The following is an 18,219-nucleotide window of genomic DNA, read 5'->3' as shown; positions in this document are numbered from 1 at the left end:
GAAGCGTCGGTCTACACTAGAAATTAAATCGGATGACCGAATTGCTCTGCCTTTTCTGTCATTAACTTCGCTAACCTCACTCTTAGTCCGCTCATCCACTCCGGCTCATATGACCACTGCTCTGCAACAGATCGAAGCACACGCACATAGCCGTACAAGTTGGCAAACCGGCGACATGCGGGGAACATGCTCTCCAGATCATAACGTTCTCCCGCCTTGGACCAGTAACCGTTCAGGAACCATTGCTTCTTCTGCTCCCAGTGCTCAGGCTCAATTTCCTCACGCAGACTATCCAGACTTTGCTCCACATCCATCGCGTACCAGTGATACATCGAGTCATCAAAATCAATGACATAACAAGACTGGCTACCCTCGTCATAGAACACATTGTCCAGTTCAAAATCATAGTGGATGAGTCCGAAATTCTGCTGGGTCATAGGCCAAGTCGCAAAATATGTTCGGAGAAGCGCTATCTCGTTCAGAGCAGCCCTTTCACCAGGAAAACCCTTAAGGATCTCCAGCATCCAATCCAAAACATCTGTATAGGTCCAGCGCTGCTTCTCCTTTTGCTCAGGTATGAATGATTGTGATAGTTGATGTAACTCTCCCAAGGCCTGACCATAGCTGTACAGGATGGAGTCATTCAGATCAATGCTTCCTAACGGTGAACCGGGCACTCTCTTGAACACGGAAGCGTAGTACGTCCCCCATGGCGTGTGAGCCTCTACAAGTTCTGTTCCTGAATGGGCAGGTACAACCTCCATGGCTCCATAATGATTCGTTCGAAGATAACGGAGGAACTCCAGTTCAGCGCCAAGATTGATTTGATTTTTCTCCTCTACCGGGGCAAAACGAAGCAATCGAACTTCCCCCTGCTCTCTGAACGGGTACACGGCATTGGAGGATATGCGATAATACTGAAACATGTCCAGCGATTCGGGATCATAGCTCCAATTCTTCAGAATCATCTCGGCAAGGTCGTTATTTTGAAATAAATATTTTAATGTTAACATGGGCAGTTCTCCTTTTGGATCGTTTCATATGCATTGCTTACAACCATCGAATACCTGTTTTTGGGCGCAAAAAGCCGCAGGCTATGCCTGCGGCTTTAAAAAAAACTGAGTGTATGAGAAATTTGCACAAGCAAATAAACCTCGCATACGCCAGAAACTGAGCAGTTATATCCCTATAGATCGGCAGATCTCAGATCAGACTGGGAAACAAAATGTGTTTTTCCCTTCGTCGGATGGTCTGCCGGCATTATTCAGTTCATGCTTCCCTTTATTGTAGTAATCGAGCATTCCATCTTAGACCGTCGTTTCATGACGCTCACTCCCTTCGAAAAACCAGTTGTTTCCATAATAGCCGATAAGCCCAATGTAAGCAATTACAAAATGACGATAATCCCATCATCTTTTACTGCACAACCATCATCCGTTCCACCGTCTCGGTGTTGTCCTTATACCACACCATCACGATGTTTTCTTTTTGAAGATCAGACACTTGAATGGACGAATTCGCAGTTGGGCTGGAATTGCCCGAGCGCGGCGTTCCCATGCCTTCCGTGATAGTGACATCATCACTTATATTCAATTGCATCTCCATTCCGGTATCCTTCCATTCCATGCTTGGAGATGCGCTGTCCTGCTCCTCAAGTAACGCCAGCGTAACTGTGTTTCCCTTTACGGAAATGACTCTGCCCGTAATGTCGGCATTCATCATCCTCTGCGTCATATCCGGACTGCCTGTTCGGTCATTCATGCCCGGGGTGCCTCTTCCACCTCTCGGTGCTCCTCCGTTCATGCCCAGACCACCACCATTCGGCATGCCGCCACCGTTCATGCCTTGCATGGAACTGGTGTTGATAATATTCTGGGCAGTTATAACATCACAGGCCGTAAGCATAACCGAGCAACCCAACAACAGGAGTATTGTAACCGATGTGAAATATTTATTTTTTCGCATATGATCACCTATTTCTCAGAGAATATTGCTCCAGGGTACCTTTACGATGGAATATGAAGTCATACGTGTCTTTGAACCCCATGTAGGACAGCACAACCAAGAGTGGATATACGGGGTAGATGTATCTGGACTTAATCTCCCAGAGAATATAAAATCCGATGAATCCGAGAACGACCAGGATCAATGAAACTTCGTCATACCGTTTACGACGAATTCCACCGACCAACCGGATGAGGATAAAACAGTACATCAGGAAATTCATCACATATACGATCCAGAGTAACCCCGTACGATACCCCGAATCCCCTTGCAACAGCTCTGTTATTGCATTGGTATAACTATATGAGCCTGCGATTCCGCCTCCCCTTCCTCTTCCGGCACCGATGGAACTTTCATTGCCGATACCGTACCGGTCCATCTGGTATGTGCCTTCGGTCCAGGTCCATATGATCTTTTTGTAATACATTTTCACCAAGTCACTCTTACTTGCTTCAGACAGCTTGTTGGCAATCTCCTGTTTGAACAATGTTGTGCTCTCGGCCTTATTGTAGTTGGCCTGCCTCTGATAGATCTGATAACTCTCCATATTGTCCCAGAAACCAAAACGCTCCAGATTGATCCCCATATTCAGCCACATATAGACCGGTGCGGCATTCTCTCCAACAGGTTCGCTCACGGCACCGGAGGATTGAAGAACCGCATTCTGAGTCCAGGTTGGTACATTAAACAGCATACCCAGCACAGCGATGGAAAGGACAACTCTCTTCGTTCCGAGGCTCCGCATATTTAGCAGAATAGAGATGATGGCCGCGATCAGCACGATCACACCGATGCTTCGAAAGTAGTTTCCCATCGCAAGAAAAACAGCGGCAATGACGATGGTTTTCCATGACTTTTCACGCACAAAACGAATGATAAAGTATAAACACGATGTCAGAAATGCTGTGGCAATCACATCGTTATAGATCAGGTTGTTCAGGAACAAGGACGGCAGGTACGTTGCTGCAAAGATCAACACACCGTAATCACGTTCTGTGGATCTGTCATTCACTTGTTTATAAATAACTGTACTTGCCAATAATCGCTTCAAATATTTGTAAGTTAAAAAGCCTGACAGTATCCTTATGCCACTATGAGGCGCGTTTTAATTTGGTCTAATGTAGCTCCGCTTTGGGTTTGGTTGTAAATATACTCAATCATGTCATGCTTTTTCTGAATGTGGTAGCGATGTAGCCCATCAATCAAGCTTCCATGGCTACCATAACTGCAGCATAGCGCGGCAAACAGGAGCAGGGCCAAGTAACGGTCAATCGCCTGAGTCGATCGAACCTGGTAACGATCCATAGCCAGCCTAACCTTCGCTGTCCGAAAATACGTTTCAATCGCCCAACGTTTGCTGTAATAGCTCAGAATTTCTTCATTACTTAGGGAAACATCCGTACTTAAAAAGGCTTTCATTTGCTTGGGATCAAAGCCTTCTCCATCTTTCCAACAGAGGAGCAAAGCGGCGTTCTCTACGACATTGAGCTTGCCTTCATAGCGATATACCCGGTAATCGGAAGAGCCGATGGTCACCAGATCGGTATCCGTTTTCGAGATGTAGGAAGCAAAGCTTTTGAGCGATTGTCGGATGCCTTGCGGATAGAAGATACGGTTGGTTTTTAAACCACTAATGACGTGAAATCCACGCTCCGCACTCGTTTGAAGCACGGAAGCCGACGGATACCAAGAATCCATCAGGACGTAGGTTCGGTAGGAAGACATCGGAACGGCCTGAATCAGATCACAAGCCAGATCGATTTTACTTTTCCCTTGCGGATCGTAACGTTCTGAAGCAAAAGGAAACACCTGCTCACCCGAGCGGAGTAGCGTTTGAACCACAGCATGCCCGTAAACATGCCGCCCCTTGAGATGAGAATGCTGAAACGAAGCGCCTTGAATCGTGTGGGTAGCCTGTGACGAAGGCTTGGTTTTTTCACACACGGTATCATCCAGAATCACGAAAATGGGACTGTGATCACGCTGAGCACACGCTTTAATCTGCTGAAAAGCGACACGTTGAACGATGCGTTTGAGGTACGAGCTGTCCCAGTTCCCATGAGTTAAGAAATGGCTCAGGGTTCGGCGATCTCGCTCTTGCAAGCTTTCGCGATGAATATCCGTTAACGTACCTGTAAAACCAGTCGAAAGCATGCCATCCACGAAGTGTTTGATGTGGTGAAGAGCAGGCTTGGAGAAATAGAGCGGAAGTTTCCACTCGTCTAACCGATTGTTCCAAGGATTTGATTGTGATAAAGTATACGTATGAGACATGTCTTTTCTCTCCTGCGTAGGGTATTTGGTGGTACTTCTATTTTACGCAGAGAGTCAAGTTTGTCTCTTTTTCTATTTATTGGAACTGATTTTGAGCAAGTACAGTAAATAAGATAAATCATGAACGTTGTTAAAGTTGAAAACAAAATATTAAATAGTTTGATGACCAGATAGTTGTCCGGGAACAGGTACAGCAACGTCTTCAGGTACAGTACGATCGAGTAGTTAAACGGGAACATGTGCAAATAACCACCCGTTTCAAACGAGGAGTAATCCTGGTCATATAGCATGTTCATGGCCAGTGAAAGAACGGTCTGCGAATCATCGGTCGGCACTCTCGGAAATACGAAAATGATAATGATCTGAATGACCAGAGAACATAACAGCACAATCGGAATAACAACCTTCGGGCTGTATTTGTTCAGTTTCAGACACAGAGCGTATAACCCCACACCTGAACCAAGAAGCAAAAGAATGACCGGGAGAAAAATACTCCACTGCTGCATGCCCAAAATGGGATTGTCCCCATACAAGGCGTAGTTATACTGTGCCCGAACCACCAAGGACGAAGCAATAAACACCGCAACAAACACCAGCAAAATGAGATAAAACGACTTATGCAGCATCTTAGACATGCCAAAACTCCTTTTCGATTACATGATTCCGTGAGTATTATAATGGCTCTGGCTGAAAAATCGCTGAAAGGGAGTAACGCTTGCAATCGGTGCTGATCAGCATTTGTATACAAACAGAAAAAGACCGTCCCTTCGAAAAGGTAACCGGTCTATATGTCCAATTTTTTTAAAGTATAGGGCCTTAAGCTAATTTTGAAGATCACTTCTCTTCCTTAATAAACTCAATGATATCCTGAATCTCACAATCCAAAGCCTCACATATTCGATTCAGCGTATCAAACTTCACACCATCGGTTTCTTCATTATATAATTTGGCAATCCCATTTCTATGTAATCCGGTTAGTCGGGATAAATCAGCAATATTAATTCTTTTCTCACCCATAATACGAGATAAATGAACCTTGATCATACGATTTCTCCTCCAAACTAAAATGCACACTGTAGCGTTGACAAGGGATGCCTGGTGACAGTATTTGAAGCAATTATGTTGATGCTTACCTTTGGTTTGCTCATCGTTGCCATTCTGTCCGATAAACGCAAATAGACCGCCCCCGTAGCAAAGGAATGCGGTCTATTTCATCGTGCCCTTATGTTACCGAAGCCCACCGCCCTTAAAAGCGGCTATTGCTCGGAGGAGTCGTGTTACCAGCACGGCTCTCTTTGCATTTTACGTCTAATCTGCTCTTATTATACCATACTCAAATCTCAGGCGTCACATGTAAACCACGCTAGATACGATACATTTCTTTATACTCATCCACATATAAAACTTCAATACAATTCGACCAATTCAGAATCGAACCGACAAAATCCTGAATGTCCAGACCCGGCATCTCATACGTCTCCGCTGTGTTCACCGAACCTGTTGCGTCCTCAATCAAGGTTACCTTAAACCCTTCGTGTTCCGCAGTAATTGCCGTAAACAGACAACAATATTCCATGTTGAATCCAACAATAAATACATGTTCTACCTGATGCTCTTGTAGCCAAGTTCTTAGCTCCGGATTGCTGAAGGCACTTGGTTTGCTTTTCTCCATAACGGGATACTGACCGGTACCCATTATAATTTCCAGGTTCTCAACATTTTTATAGAACAGTGAAGAACCCTCCTGATCGTAATCTACATGTTTCATGTATATGATTGGCTCATGTTGCTGTTCAAAATCAGCGATAACCGCTTCAATCTTGCCCAACTGAACTGTGAAATCCTTCAATAATGTAATACCATACTGCACATCCAACACGATTAGTGCTTTGTTCATCTGCACTTCCCCTTTAGTAGACTAACAGGTTTTTATCCATCATTACCTACTTCTTTTGCTTCTTCTCCCGAGCTTTTTCCACATTTTCTTTCACCCGATACTCCACAATTCGGCGGATCAGATCCTCCGGCAATGGCTGATCCAGCGGAAACTGCACAGATCCCTTGGCGCCTTTATACTTGGAGAGTTCCTCCTTGAATGCCAGAATGCCACTGGCGGCAGGGTAAAAGCCAATATGATGCTGATATGCGGCAAAATGAACCAGATTCCCATGCTGCGCATACGTGGGCATCTTGTAACTGATCTTCTCTTCGGCATTCGGAGCCGACTCGCGAATAATCTGTCTTAACGCCTGTAATCTGACCTGTACATCGGGTGCAAACTCCGAGATATATTCATCTACCAGCACAGAATAATGGTTACTCTCAGCCATCTGGGACTCCTTCCACCACGGATACATCAATGGATTCGTGGTACGGATATTTGTTTATATTGTACTTCAAATGGACAAACAGAACAGCTATTTTACTGCAACTAGGGATGTATCGTTTGTGCAAGCTTAAGCCTGAAATCACAACGTCATGGCCCGACCATTACGCATCAGATAATCTTCTTTCACTTTGTAATCCGGCATAATGCTGCCGATCCGCCGCCAGAAAGAGCGATCATGATTCATGTGGTGAATATGGCAAAGTTCATGAATGATGACATAATCGATTACTTCGATTGGCGCCATCGCCAGGCGATAATTGAACGTCAGCTTTTTGTCCCAACTGCAACTGCCCCACTTGGTGGGAGAATCTACGATCTCTACTGACTTCGGCTTCACCTTCAACTCCTGCTGATAACGACCGATGCGCTCTCCAATCATGCGTTTACACTCGGTAAAGTAAAACTTCTTCAGATTCGCTCGCAGCTCTTCTTCTGTCAGACCCTCTACAGGAATTAATTCATGCAATGCGTGCTCCTTGCCAAAAAGCAAAAACTTCCCCTTGCCCTCATCTTCGTATTCCTTGGCTTGAGGACCATCGAGCGCCCGCTGCATCAGAGCGGATTTCTTCAAAATCACATCCCCATGCTGCTCCACAAGTTGCCGGATCATATCTTCACTGGTACCATTGGGTGCTTTGATCGTTACCATATAAGGCAAGTCCATCGTGATGGACACTTTCTTGCGTTTGCCGTATTCAATATGACAGTTAATGTTGTGATTATTTAATTCTATAGTTAACATAATGCGCTCCGCTTCTGAAGTTATTCATTCAATCAAATCAAATTGTATACCATCTCCGACCATAATGCATGCTGTTGGGCGATATATGTGTCCATGTTGTATTTTTATACATTATTATGTATTATTATTAAATTATAAAATCGGAGGTTAGATATGACGCATATAATGAAACCAGAATACAAAACCATTGAAGAACTATCTCTTAACCACTGGCAGCCCTTGTCTACCTTACTATATGACGGCTGGGTACTACGTTTTGCCAAAGGATATACCAAACGTGCCAACTCCGTTCAACCTATCCACTACTCGACGCTGGATGTGCATGAAAAAATTGAGGAATGTGAGCGTATCTATGCTTCCAATCAGTTAAGTACCATATTTAAAATCACTCCGTTTATTCAGCCGGATCATCTTGACCAGCTTTTGCAGGACAAAGGGTATAGCGTGGTTGATCTGACCCGTATCCAAACTCGGAGTCTGGAATATATCAAAGAGCCTGTGCACCAAGCTGTACAGATTGACGAACAGTTGACCACAACATGGCTTGATCACTTTTGTCGACTGAACAAGGTGAATGATCTGCAACGGGAAACGACGGAACTTATGTTGAACAATATTCGTACAAAGGCAGGTTTCATCTCGCTGTTAATGGACGGCCAAGTCGTCGCTTGTGGATTTGGTGTAATCGAACGTGGCTATATCGGATTATTTGACATCATTACTGACGCTAACTTTCGGAATCAGGGACTTGCTGAACAGATGATCCTTCACCTCCTGCATTGGGCCAAAGAGAATGGTGCTACGTCCAGTTATCTGCAAGTTGTTGCGAATAATGCACCTGCATTAAAGCTCTACGCCAAACTAAGTTACTCGGAGATATACAGCTATTGGTACAGAGTCAAAGAATGGAGTGAGTCCTGATCAAGCTGAAACCAAAAACTGCCCTCCTCCGATTTAAGGAAAGGCAGTTTTTAATGCGGTTTCTGTATTGTACAAAACTCTTCACACCGTACAACAGCTACTCCGTACGATTTTCTACAAAGGCAGCTTCACCAGCACCTCATATTTCACGCCGGCTTGGATATTCTTGATGATGTCACCTTCGATCCGTTCACCGTCAACGTACACTTCAAGCGTCTGGATAGTTGCATCCTTCTTCATGTTTACGTTCAGTTCAGCCCCGCGGAACAACCGCGTAACCGATGCCTCGTTCCAATCGGCAGGAAGTTGCGGACGAACCTGAAGCCCTTGTGCGTGACCTTGCAGGCCAAACAACCCATCGATCAGGCAACGATACACCCAAGGCACTGTGCCCGTGTTGAACAGATGACTGGAGCGCCCCGCTGTACGAGGGAATTGACGATAAGCTCCGCGGTAATAATTCGGGATAAATACGGGTAGTTGTCCCCGTTGGAGAATATCCTCGCCATCAGGGCCAGGAATCATTTTACGCAGCAGACGATACGCTTTCTCCTTCTCACCCACCAGATACAACGCATAGATGTAAAAAGCCGCAGCGTGGTTATACACAGCTCCATTCTCTGCACTTCCGGGATGTTTCTGCGTGACACGGCCTACATCTTCCCGCATTGCTGTGAAAGAGGGCGCGAGCTTTTCGACACCGTATGGCGTCTCCAATTGCTCTTCTACCGCGCGAATTAACTTCTCCTGTTTCTCCTGATCCGCAGCACCACTCATGAGTGCCCAGCTCTGAGGATTGATATAGATGCGCCCCTCCACGTCCTTGCTCACACCGAACACTACGTTATCATCCGTGATGCCTCGGGCATACCAGTCTCCATCCCACAGGTACTCATTCGCTACCGCATTCGTCTGATTGGATTCCTGACGGAATTCCGCTGCAACCTCCGCATGCCCTGCCTGTTCAGCAAGATCTGCCCACACATGAAAAGCATATGCCGTCGCAATGGTCAGCCAGCCGGATACGCCTTTGCCTTTGTATCCCACCATGTTCATCGGATCACACCAGTCACCCTGATTGATATAGTTCAACCCACGCTCATCCCGCTCATGGATCAACCAGCGCATCGCGAGATTCATATGTTCCAGTACGGAGACCTTCTGTTCACTGTCTGTAAAAGGAACCTGTTCCTCCAGAATGCTATAGTCATTCGTTTCATCCAGATAAGTCTTCATACAGACCGGAAGCCAGATACAGTGATCGGTATGAGGAATCTGGTTAATATATTTCAATTCGGCGTCCGGGTGCAAAATAATTCCGTCTGGCATAGCTCCGCTAATATGCTGTTGAGACAAAGCGGTCAGGAACGCTGCCCGCGCAACCTGCGGCTGAATGTAACTCATCCCCATGTTATCCTGCAGATAATTCCGGGTCTGTGGATCGGTCGACAGACGGTTTGTTTTCCCGTGATAATACATCTGACGAGGCAGCCAATGATTCACGACATTATCCAGCCAGCCATCCGATGTCTGGATCTGAATGTTCCCTTGCCCTTCCGCAATATAATCAGCATACTCCTGCTCGGCAGCCGTGAAACCATTCTGTCCTTCCTCATTCTGCTTCACAAAATAATGCTGACGGATGCCCTCAATCTCTGCCTCATCATGAGCCGGACCAAAGATGAATCGATACGCCTGCTCAGCACCAGCCTCCAGCTCTACTCTGTATTGCAATACAGCCACAGGAGTCTCATAGCGTGCATCTCCACCAGCAAGGATCTCCGACTGAAGTGCGGAGGGATTATGAAGTCCGCCTTCCCCTTCAAAGCTCTCCTGATTCACTTCCCAGGCGGTTGGTTGGTGATCTGCAAGCAGATAGGTTTTGTCGCTGTAGTTTTTGATTTTGCTATAATCCTGATATTTCTGATACGGCGTAACCGCTGAGCAGACAATGCCCTGCACATCTTCCACATATGAACCGGACTGGTTCATCCATGACATATAGCCGACCGTATAATACGGGTAGATACTCAGCTTGCGTTTTCTCGAAGACAGATTGGTTACCTTTACACGCCACAGCTCCATGACATCTTCCTTCGGCAGACGCAGGGACATCTCGACGCAGATGTCGTCCTGAATCACTTTCCAGTGAATATCATGTTTACCCACAGCGAACGTATAGCTATCCGCCTGCTTGCGAACCGGTTCATACGGCGCGGAGAAGATCTCCCCACTTTCTTCATCTTTAATGTAGACAAACCGTCCCGGATGATGGGCATAGTATGGTTGCTCCGGTTGCATAAACGTCTTTGCTTCCAGGTTGGGCGCATACGAATATTTGGCAGGTTCGGGCTGCATGAATTGGGCCACAGCATATCCCCGGCAATTCACATGAATCATCATCTTTTCATTCCAAAGAAATCCGGATGCCTTTGGTAAACTTGTCGGGCTGGTCAGTTCAACATATTGATTATCTTCCGTTGCTTTAATCATCACTGAACCTCGCTTTCAGAATATGAAATCAAAAGGCAGAAAACGTTTTAGGTAACTTGTATACAACTTGGACCATTATAACACGAGAACGCTTACAGAAAATGAAAAACTAAAAAAGAGCTGAAAAAATCAGCTCCGATTCCGTTCCAATTGTTTCTCTATGCCCAACCTGTCGATCTGTATCCAATACTCTGCAATTCGTTCGTTTTCCACTCGGTATACCGCACTGGCAATTTCAATCACTGGCAGATTCGTTGGTGTATGTCCGTCCACGTCGCCAACATGGGTACCCGTTTGTCTCCAGCGCACATAGACTTTATCCCCTTGCGTCAGCAATTCCTGGATTTCAAGTGAGAACTCTCCGTAAGCTTCGATCATCTCTCGCACATGATCCGCATAATCGGAGGGCGTTCGGGTCACCGTGACCTCTTCTTCGGATATCACTTGATGGGCCAGTACCTGTTCTGCCATCACGCTGCTTGCATAATCCGGATTCCGACCTGATCGAACCTCTTCAAAAAAGGTTCTGACAATCTGTTCTGCTGTCATCTGAGCCACTCCAGTCTATTCAAATTATCGGCTTATATATATGAATATGTAGTAACTCTTGTATTTTAACATGGAACACACGCTACGGAATTACATCTGTTCTATTGTTCTACAGGACTTGAACTAGTAAAGGATATTAGAATTAAAAACTTTCTATACAACCTACTTTAGAGATAACGCTGAGCCCAAGAAATAAATCCATAACAACAAAGAACTCCATTCACCTTCATCGGGAATGGAGTCTTTTGCTTAAATTTCCTATGATTACTGACCTATAGCCCATAGGCCTTTTTATATCCAAACTTTACGGACTAACCGTACCGCCATTCGCATTCAATGTTTCGCCGCTCACATAGCTGGATTCCTGGCTCGCCAGGAACACAAAGGCTGGAGCCATTTCGGCAGGTTGTCCTGCCCGACCAAGCGGTGTATTGGAACCAAACTCGGCCAATTTTTCGACGGGTTGTCCACCCACGACTTGCAACGGTGTCCATACCGGTCCTGGTGCAACCACATTGACACGAATCCCTTTGCTACCCACCTGTTGGGCGAGCGCTTTGCTGAACGTGTTAATCGCTGCCTTCGTTGTCGCATAATCCAGCAGGATAGGTGAAGGTTTGTACGCCTGAATCGATGATGTATTGATAATGGAGCTGCCCGGCTTCATGTGTTTCACAGCTGCTTTGCAGAGCCAGAACATGGAATAGACATTTGTTTTGAACGTTGCATCGAATTGCTCGGTGGTCAGATCCGCGATCTGCTCGACAAACTGCTGTTTACCTGCGACGTTAGCAAGGATATCAATCCCGCCAAGCTCTTTTACCGCAGATTCAATGAGTTCTTCACAATATTTCTCATCCTTCAGGTCACCTGGCATCGTGATAGCTTTCCGTCCAGCCTCCTCAATCAGCTTCACAACTTCCTGCGCATCTGCTTCCTCTTCCGGCAGATAGGCCAGAACGACATCTGCACCTTCACGAGCAAACGCAATCGCAGCCGCCCGGCCAATTCCGCTATCGGCTCCGGTCACAACCGCTTTGCGTCCCGTTAAACGTCCGCTGCCTTTATAACTTTTCTCACCCGCATCGGGAACAGGAGTCATCTCACGCTGAAGTCCCGGCTCATCCTGTTGCTGTTTCCACTCCGTTGTAGCCTTCGGATATTGTGTCGTTGGATCTTGCATGGTGTGCTGATCTTGATTAGCCATGTTCAATTCCTCCTCGTTATCATGTAAATGTTAAATTTATTATCAGAAGTTGTTTTATAGATGTTGCACTCTTTTCTTTGTAACCGAGATTGGTCAACTTTAAACTGGACCTGCCCCATTTTCGTTGGCAACTGTCTAGGCATTGAATCTCCAGAGATTAGCTGAACGCCAGCGCGAACCATGGAACCATGCTGAAAAAGATGAGCCCAGTGCCGATCACGATCATGGCTACAATAGACGTCACCTTAATCATCGCAAACCAGAATTCAAATTCCCCATAGAACTTCACAGCCGCCAGATTCGCCGCCGCAATGATGAGCACCCTGGCAAGTGCCGGCAGCCACTGCGGAATATCCTGGAACCAATAACTCCAGAGCAAATGTAGCAAATGAACCGGTTATCGGCTCCTGGATCAACAGTTCCCCCATAATACGCATGACAAAAAAGATAACGATACCGGCCAGTAAATAGGCCAGCAGCACGGGTGGTCCTGTCCATTTGATCGTACTCGCTGATCCCATGACCAAACCAACGCCAATAGTACCTCCAAGTGCAATCAGCTCTACATGGCGGGGCTTTAGCCCTCTAGCTAGTTGCTTTGATTCCAAACGATTCTCCCCATTTCACACTCGCATTAACGCAATGCAGAATTACTTTACCAAGTTGTACGAGATGTGCCGCAGAAATGCAACAAGGAATGTGAGGAAACGCAAGCAAACAGAATTTCAACTAAAAAAGGAGGCCTCCTCCTCATGCCGTCACCTGACATGATTAGGATAACCCCCGATGATTTTTTACAATTAGATTAATCCTGATTTTTGGAGAAGTCGCTCAACAATTGTAGCCACCTCAGCCCTTGTAATATGTGCCTTGGGTGCGAGCTTACTATCACTTCTACCTGAGAAAATACCCGCTTGTATGCTTTCAGCTATACCCTTGTTTGCCCATACAGACGAGTCTGATATATCGATATACTTTTGAAGCTCGGTTGATCCGGATTGAACGGGAAGCTTTTCTTTTAGCCCTGTAATATCCATGGCTCTTGCTATAATATTCATGGCCTGCTCTCGTGTGATTTTGTCGTCAGGACGGAACGTTCCATCTCTGAAGCCATCTAGTAATTGATATTCATAGGCCGTATTGATTGCGCGACTGTACCATGCATCGGCAGCTACATCCGAGAATGCGTTGTTGGATGAATCCAATTTCAATCCCAGGCCACGAACCAATACCATTGCAAATTCTGCCCGGGTAATATCTCGATCTGGGTTGAACATACCCTCGCCTGTCCCTTCCATCACCATGCGAGACCCCATATCATTCACTTCGGCTTTAGCCCAGTGAGTTCGGACATCCTGGAATTCAATCGGATTCCATACAATGGAGTAAGTACTGTTGGATAGACTGTTTACCTTCGCATAATAATTCGCACCATTAACAACGACTTGAGTCGGTACGTGACGAACTGATCCATCCGTGTCAATGACTATACCTGTCGTGATTCGGTTGGGATCTACTCCCTCGGGAATCGCAATCGTTCGTTCAACATATGCATTGTAATGGGTAATGTTAATCGTACGATTAAGATAAATGCCGCGTACTTCAAAATTATATGTTGGGGCAACAAGCGTAAATCTGTTTTTTTCAGTCGCATCTGTTACTACCCTCAACATCTCTGCTCCAGGAGTCGAAATCTCAATCTGGATCTGAATATCTTTGAGATTAATCGACTGCCCCAGTTGATTGGACAGCGCTTGGATATTAATTTGCTGAGAAGGTAGTGTGTAGGTTGCAGAAGGCGTTTGAATTTTCAGAGTTGCTTTTTTATCCTCCATATTCTTGATCATCTGACCATTAAGTTCCCCAATGACAACATCAGATTGTGTATTCAGCAGAATGGTGACCGTAGCCCCATTTCCTTCTGTGGAGAGCTTTTCATCCAGTTTCACGGAATCTACCGTTACTGTGGTTACACTTTGACTATTTCGCTCACTTGAAGTTGCTGATCCTATGTTTTCGACTTTCCCGTTGACCATTACATCCACACCTGAATTTCCTGGGTTCGGAACTTGAGTTCCTGATGTAGGTGGCTGGCTTGGAGTCGTATTGCCTCCACTACCCCCAGTAATTCCTCCTCCGCCACCGGTATTGCCGTCATTTCCTGTTGGTGCCAACGGGATGATCGCATTGGATAGTAATGAAGACTCACTACCTCCTACTTGGTTCTTTGCTTTCACTGTAAACGTATAGCTCGTTCCGTTGGTTAATCCCGTGATGATTATTGGGCTACGTGTTCCAGTCACGACTCTATTATCTGGTAGAACATTCACCTCATATGCCGTTACGGCACTTCCTCCATTGTCTGCTGGAGGATTAAAGCTAAGGGTAGCCTGTCCGTTACCAGCGACTGCTATTACGAATGATGGTGCTTCTGGAACCGTTAATGGAGTTGCACTTGCCACATTAGACTCCGCACTCAAGCCACCCAATCCTCCTGCTTTCACCATAAAGAAATAAGTAGTTCCATTAATCAGATTTTCCACACGATAATTCCCATCCGTCACGGTGGTGATGGCGTTACTGCTAAATTGACCGGATACTGTTGATAAATAAACTTCGTAGTATGTTGCTCCCGGCACGTTACTCCAAGTCAGCTGAGCCTGACGATCTCCAGAGGTTACTACCAAATCCTGAGGATTGGCCGGCGCATTTGGCAAGTTGACCGCTTGAACAACTTGGAATGTCTGGTCCAGCATATTGTCCGCAGATATAAGAACCGTCGCAGTATAAGTGCTTGCTGGCAAACCATCCTTAACCGCTACAGTGAAGCTGGTTTCAGCCCCTGGGTTAAGGGTAGACACTGTAGGTTGTGTTACTTCAAAATCCGACCCATTCGTCCCACCAGATGTTACCTCCAAGTTAGTCAATGTACCAGTACCAATATTTTTCACGGTATTGGTTAATGTTTCTTGACTACCCAAGGCATAGCCCTGAATCAATGCTGCTGGGGTTTGATCCGCAATATTCTCAATGATATACGTTAGTGCTGGTTGAATGGCAACTACAGCAACATTGCTCGTCGTCGTTGCGGTCTTCGTTCCATTTACGCCATTGTTCGTGTTAGTCACGATCACGTAATAGTAGGTCGTTCCTGCACTCGTGGTTTGCACTGCATACGTTGAGCTTGTTGCCCCGTTAATCAACGTACCACCCGTGGTGCTGTTAGTAGCGTTGCTATACCATTGGTAGCTTAGCGTTCCTCCATCACCGACCGTAGCGCCTACGCTCAGCGTTGGACTGTTGGCTCCCTCGTCAACTGTAGCACCCGCTGGTTGTGTGTTAATCGTTGGCGCTGTTGCATGAACCAGCACATTTACCGTTACTTGTGCCACATTGCTCGTAGCGGTTGCGGTCTTCGTTCCATTTGCGCCATTGTTGGTGTTAGTCACGATCGCGTAATAGTAGGCCGTTCCTGCATTCGTAATTGGCGCATCATACGTTGGGCTTGTTGCCCCATTGATCAACATGCCACCCGTGGTGCTATTGGTAGCGTTGCTATACCACTGGTAGCTTAACGTTCCTCCATCACTGACTGTAGCACCTACGCTCAGCGTTGGACTACTCGCCCCCTCGTCAACTGTTGCACCGACTGGCTGTGTGTTAATCGTTGGCGCTATCGCATGAACCAGCGCATTTACCGTTACTTGTGCCACATTGCTCATTGTCGTTGCGGTCTTCGTCCCATTTACGCCATTGTTGGTGTTGGTCACGACCGCATAAAAGTAGATTGTTTCCGCACTTGTGGTTGGCACTGCATATGTTGAGCCTGTTGCCGCATTGATTGGCGTGCCTCCCGTGGTGCTGTTAGTTTCGTTGCTATACCATTGATAGCTTAACGTTCCTCCATCACTGACCGTAGCGCTTACACTCAGCGTTGGACTATTTGCTCCCTCGTCAACTGTGGCACCCGTTGGCTGCGTGTTAATCGTTGGCGCTACTGCATGAACCAGCGCATTCACGGTGACTTGTGCCACATTGCTCGTCGTCGTTGCGGTCTTCGTTCCATTTACACCATTGTTGGTGTTAGTCACGATCGCGTAATAGTAGGTCGTTCCTGCATTCGTGGTTTGCACTGCATACGTTGAGTTTGTTGCCCCATTAATCAACGTACCACCCGTAGTGCTGTTGGTAGCGTTGCTATACCATTGGTAGCTTAGCGTTCCTCCATCACTGACCGTAGCGCCTATGCTCAGCGTTGGACTGTTGGCTCCCTCGTCAACTGTGGCACCCGCTGGTTGTGTGTTAATCGTCGGGGCTGAAGCAGAAACGATGGCATCATCAAGCACAATGTCATTAATACCATGCCAACTACCTTTATCAGTTGAATATAAAAGAACCATATCCACATTATCGAAGTCTTCATTTAATAAAACATGTTTAGAGTGATAATCTGCAATTACTTCGTCATTTTGAAATGAATGGGTAGCAACCACAGCCCCATCCCGATACCCTTCAACTTTAATATTTATTGGTCCTTCACCCCAGTTTGAATAGAAGAATCCGTTAATTTGAAACTCAGATGCATCACTCGTTCTAATCCCCATTCCTTTCCAACCATAATTAATGTCCGTTTCATAAGTAGTCAGAAAGGGAAACCAACCATCTACCTCTGTATTTGCATAGATGAGAGTTCCCGGCATCATTGTTCCACTAACATCACTAATATTGTAAAATTGAAAAACCTTTTCAGGGATATTTATTGAGCCACCATCGCCATCTTCAGCAATTCCATCAGCCCAGACACTACTATCCGTTGTAGAAAACGTTACTGTTGTTGGGGCCGCTGCTGATGCAGTTCCCAACCATTGACTCCCGATAAATCCATTGGCTACAACTAATGTAAGGCATAAAAACATGAATGAAACTTTCTTGAACATGATCACTGAACTGTTAATGGTCATCAGTTCCTTCCTCATTGTGGAGTAGCTACTGTCTAAAGCAACGCTTATCTGATCATCAGCCTCCCATGATTCAAAATACCTATCAATTGACATTATTCGAAACTTCACACCAAAATCCTTTAGTACATTAAATAATGAAAATATTTATTTTTTAAAACAGCCCCTGAAACTGCGATCATCCAATTATTAATTCTCCCCGGGATTTTCTCTGTCAATAGATATGCCTGAAACCATCAAAAGGCTATTTCGTATTGATTATCTTGATCATAGTACATTGATAAATGGGGAGGCTTCACATGCCAGACTTCTTACTGGTCTTATTTGTATTCAACCTGTCTCTCTTCCTGCTTCACGAAATGGATGCCATCCGGCGGTCCGAGTGGAAATTGTTTATGGTGTTAAAAGATATGGAAGATGATAAAGCCTATAGGTATTTCACTTGGATTCACTTGCCAATGTATACCGTCATCCTCTCTCTTCTTTTTAGCACGTATCAGACCATTACATTTTGGGTTCTGGATATCTTTTTCATCATACATACCGTATTACACTTCTTTTTCGAAAAACATCCTCGAAATGAGTTTAAAAATGGGTTCTCCAGATCAATGATCTACCCTATGGGAATAATCGCTTTAATTCATTTGACATTCCTAATCATCTAATCTGTTTACACCGACGG

Annotated in this window: 16 protein-coding genes and 1 pseudogene; 3 read left to right on the top strand and 14 right to left on the bottom strand. The window is 45.7% G+C overall.

Annotated elements, in window-relative coordinates; all coding sequences use genetic code 11:
• Positions 1-23: 23 nt before the first annotated feature.
• The 6 genes from ABTV53_RS03700 to ABTV53_RS03675 all read right to left on the bottom strand — a co-directional run bounded on the left by ABTV53_RS03700 (position 24) and on the right by ABTV53_RS03675 (position 5,322).
• Complete coding sequence (locus ABTV53_RS03700; RefSeq protein ID WP_433750757.1) at positions 24-1,013, bottom strand: phosphotransferase enzyme family protein; 990 nt, start codon at positions 1,011-1,013, stop codon at positions 24-26.
• Positions 1,014-1,416: 403 nt separating this feature from the next.
• Positions 1,417-1,965: a hypothetical protein gene (locus ABTV53_RS03695; RefSeq protein ID WP_433750754.1), complete on the bottom strand. Its 549-nt coding sequence runs from the start codon at positions 1,963-1,965 to the stop codon at positions 1,417-1,419.
• Between the two features lie 4 nt (positions 1,966-1,969).
• On the bottom strand, positions 1,970-3,043 hold the full coding sequence (locus tag ABTV53_RS03690; RefSeq protein ID WP_433750751.1) for a glycosyltransferase family 39 protein: 1,074 nt from the start codon (positions 3,041-3,043) through the stop codon (positions 1,970-1,972).
• Positions 3,044-3,087: 44 nt separating this feature from the next.
• A complete protein-coding gene (locus ABTV53_RS03685; protein WP_433749661.1) occupies positions 3,088-4,278 on the bottom strand; it encodes an IS701 family transposase in 1,191 nt (396 codons plus the stop codon).
• Positions 4,227-4,913 carry a hypothetical protein gene (locus ABTV53_RS03680; protein WP_433750749.1) on the bottom strand — a complete coding sequence of 229 codons (687 nt, stop codon included), beginning with the start codon at positions 4,911-4,913 and terminating at the stop codon, positions 4,227-4,229. The genes ABTV53_RS03685 and ABTV53_RS03680 overlap by 52 nt, the downstream gene beginning before the upstream one ends.
• 199 nt (positions 4,914-5,112) lie before the next feature.
• Positions 5,113-5,322: a helix-turn-helix domain-containing protein gene (locus tag ABTV53_RS03675; RefSeq protein ID WP_192136072.1), complete on the bottom strand. Its 210-nt coding sequence runs from the start codon at positions 5,320-5,322 to the stop codon at positions 5,113-5,115.
• 54 nt (positions 5,323-5,376) lie between these two features.
• Between ABTV53_RS03675 and ABTV53_RS03670 the strand changes: the two genes are divergently transcribed.
• Complete coding sequence (locus ABTV53_RS03670; RefSeq protein WP_363928414.1) at positions 5,377-5,457, top strand: putative holin-like toxin; 81 nt, start codon at positions 5,377-5,379, stop codon at positions 5,455-5,457.
• Between the two features lie 184 nt (positions 5,458-5,641).
• Here ABTV53_RS03670 and ABTV53_RS03665 read toward each other — a convergent pair whose 3' ends face one another.
• From ABTV53_RS03665 to ABTV53_RS03655, 3 genes are all read right to left on the bottom strand, one after another.
• Positions 5,642-6,175: an isochorismatase family protein gene (locus ABTV53_RS03665; protein ID WP_433750745.1), complete on the bottom strand. Its 534-nt coding sequence runs from the start codon at positions 6,173-6,175 to the stop codon at positions 5,642-5,644.
• A gap of 46 nt (positions 6,176-6,221) precedes the next feature.
• Positions 6,222-6,608 carry an iron chaperone gene (locus ABTV53_RS03660; RefSeq protein WP_433750742.1) on the bottom strand — a complete coding sequence of 129 codons (387 nt, stop codon included), beginning with the start codon at positions 6,606-6,608 and terminating at the stop codon, positions 6,222-6,224.
• Between the two features lie 138 nt (positions 6,609-6,746).
• On the bottom strand, positions 6,747-7,409 hold the full coding sequence (locus ABTV53_RS03655) for a M48 family metallopeptidase (protein ID WP_433750740.1): 663 nt from the start codon (positions 7,407-7,409) through the stop codon (positions 6,747-6,749).
• Between the two features lie 153 nt (positions 7,410-7,562).
• Here ABTV53_RS03655 and ABTV53_RS03650 point away from each other — a divergent pair, with 153 nt between their 5' ends.
• Positions 7,563-8,330, top strand: coding sequence for a GNAT family N-acetyltransferase (locus ABTV53_RS03650; RefSeq protein ID WP_433750737.1), 768 nt, complete (start codon positions 7,563-7,565; stop codon positions 8,328-8,330).
• A 114-nt stretch (positions 8,331-8,444) separates the two neighbouring features.
• On the opposite strand, the gene ABTV53_RS03645 is transcribed toward ABTV53_RS03650, so the two are convergent.
• From ABTV53_RS03645 to ABTV53_RS03625, 5 genes and pseudogenes are all read right to left on the bottom strand, one after another.
• Entirely contained in the window at positions 8,445-10,823 is a 2,379-nt protein-coding gene (locus tag ABTV53_RS03645; protein WP_433750735.1) for a GH36-type glycosyl hydrolase domain-containing protein, read from the bottom strand.
• 129 nt (positions 10,824-10,952) lie between these two features.
• Positions 10,953-11,372, bottom strand: coding sequence for an ester cyclase (locus tag ABTV53_RS03640; protein WP_433750732.1), 420 nt, complete (start codon positions 11,370-11,372; stop codon positions 10,953-10,955).
• 304 nt (positions 11,373-11,676) lie between these two features.
• Positions 11,677-12,579 carry an SDR family oxidoreductase gene (locus ABTV53_RS03635; protein WP_433750729.1) on the bottom strand — a complete coding sequence of 301 codons (903 nt, stop codon included), beginning with the start codon at positions 12,577-12,579 and terminating at the stop codon, positions 11,677-11,679.
• A 187-nt stretch (positions 12,580-12,766) separates the two neighbouring features.
• Positions 12,767-13,187: pseudogene (locus ABTV53_RS03630) on the bottom strand (amino acid permease); the annotation flags it as partial.
• 192 nt (positions 13,188-13,379) lie between these two features.
• The gene (locus tag ABTV53_RS03625) at positions 13,380-17,540 is read right to left on the bottom strand and encodes an S-layer homology domain-containing protein (protein ID WP_433750727.1); all 4,161 of its coding nucleotides are present in this window, start codon (positions 17,538-17,540) and stop codon (positions 13,380-13,382) included.
• Positions 17,541-17,836: 296 nt separating this feature from the next.
• Here ABTV53_RS03625 and ABTV53_RS03620 point away from each other — a divergent pair, with 296 nt between their 5' ends.
• A complete protein-coding gene (locus ABTV53_RS03620; RefSeq protein WP_433750724.1) occupies positions 17,837-18,202 on the top strand; it encodes a DUF6713 family protein in 366 nt (121 codons plus the stop codon).
• The last annotated feature ends 17 nt before the right edge of the window (positions 18,203-18,219 follow it).

This window comes from Paenibacillus amylolyticus, from assembly GCF_050990605.1.
In the GTDB taxonomy this organism is placed as follows: Bacteria; Bacillota; Bacilli; order Paenibacillales; family Paenibacillaceae; genus Paenibacillus; species Paenibacillus amylolyticus_H.
The sequence above is the reverse complement of the archived record's forward strand: the minus strand, read 5'-3'. Positions and strand labels throughout refer to the sequence as shown.

What these genes read in the sequence shown, in the direction of transcription:
- ABTV53_RS03650 (WP_433750737.1), top strand. Translation starts at nt 7,563, where the DNA reads ATGACGCATATAATGAAACCAGAATACAAAACCATTGAAGAACTATCT.
- ABTV53_RS03680 (WP_433750749.1), bottom strand. Translation starts at nt 4,913, where the DNA reads ATGTCTAAGATGCTGCATAAGTCGTTTTATCTCATTTTGCTGGTGTTT.
- ABTV53_RS03645 (WP_433750735.1), bottom strand. Translation starts at nt 10,823, where the DNA reads ATGATTAAAGCAACGGAAGATAATCAATATGTTGAACTGACCAGCCCG.
- ABTV53_RS03655 (WP_433750740.1), bottom strand. Translation starts at nt 7,409, where the DNA reads ATGTTAACTATAGAATTAAATAATCACAACATTAACTGTCATATTGAA.
- ABTV53_RS03635 (WP_433750729.1), bottom strand. Translation starts at nt 12,579, where the DNA reads ATGGCTAATCAAGATCAGCACACCATGCAAGATCCAACGACACAATAT.
- ABTV53_RS03675 (WP_192136072.1), bottom strand. Translation starts at nt 5,322, where the DNA reads ATGATCAAGGTTCATTTATCTCGTATTATGGGTGAGAAAAGAATTAAT.
- ABTV53_RS03620 (WP_433750724.1), top strand. Translation starts at nt 17,837, where the DNA reads ATGCCAGACTTCTTACTGGTCTTATTTGTATTCAACCTGTCTCTCTTC.
- ABTV53_RS03625 (WP_433750727.1), bottom strand. Translation starts at nt 17,540, where the DNA reads ATGACCATTAACAGTTCAGTGATCATGTTCAAGAAAGTTTCATTCATG.
- ABTV53_RS03665 (WP_433750745.1), bottom strand. Translation starts at nt 6,175, where the DNA reads ATGAACAAAGCACTAATCGTGTTGGATGTGCAGTATGGTATTACATTA.
- ABTV53_RS03685 (WP_433749661.1), bottom strand. Translation starts at nt 4,278, where the DNA reads ATGTCTCATACGTATACTTTATCACAATCAAATCCTTGGAACAATCGG.
- ABTV53_RS03640 (WP_433750732.1), bottom strand. Translation starts at nt 11,372, where the DNA reads ATGACAGCAGAACAGATTGTCAGAACCTTTTTTGAAGAGGTTCGATCA.
- ABTV53_RS03660 (WP_433750742.1), bottom strand. Translation starts at nt 6,608, where the DNA reads ATGGCTGAGAGTAACCATTATTCTGTGCTGGTAGATGAATATATCTCG.
- ABTV53_RS03700 (WP_433750757.1), bottom strand. Translation starts at nt 1,013, where the DNA reads ATGTTAACATTAAAATATTTATTTCAAAATAACGACCTTGCCGAGATG.
- ABTV53_RS03695 (WP_433750754.1), bottom strand. Translation starts at nt 1,965, where the DNA reads ATGCGAAAAAATAAATATTTCACATCGGTTACAATACTCCTGTTGTTG.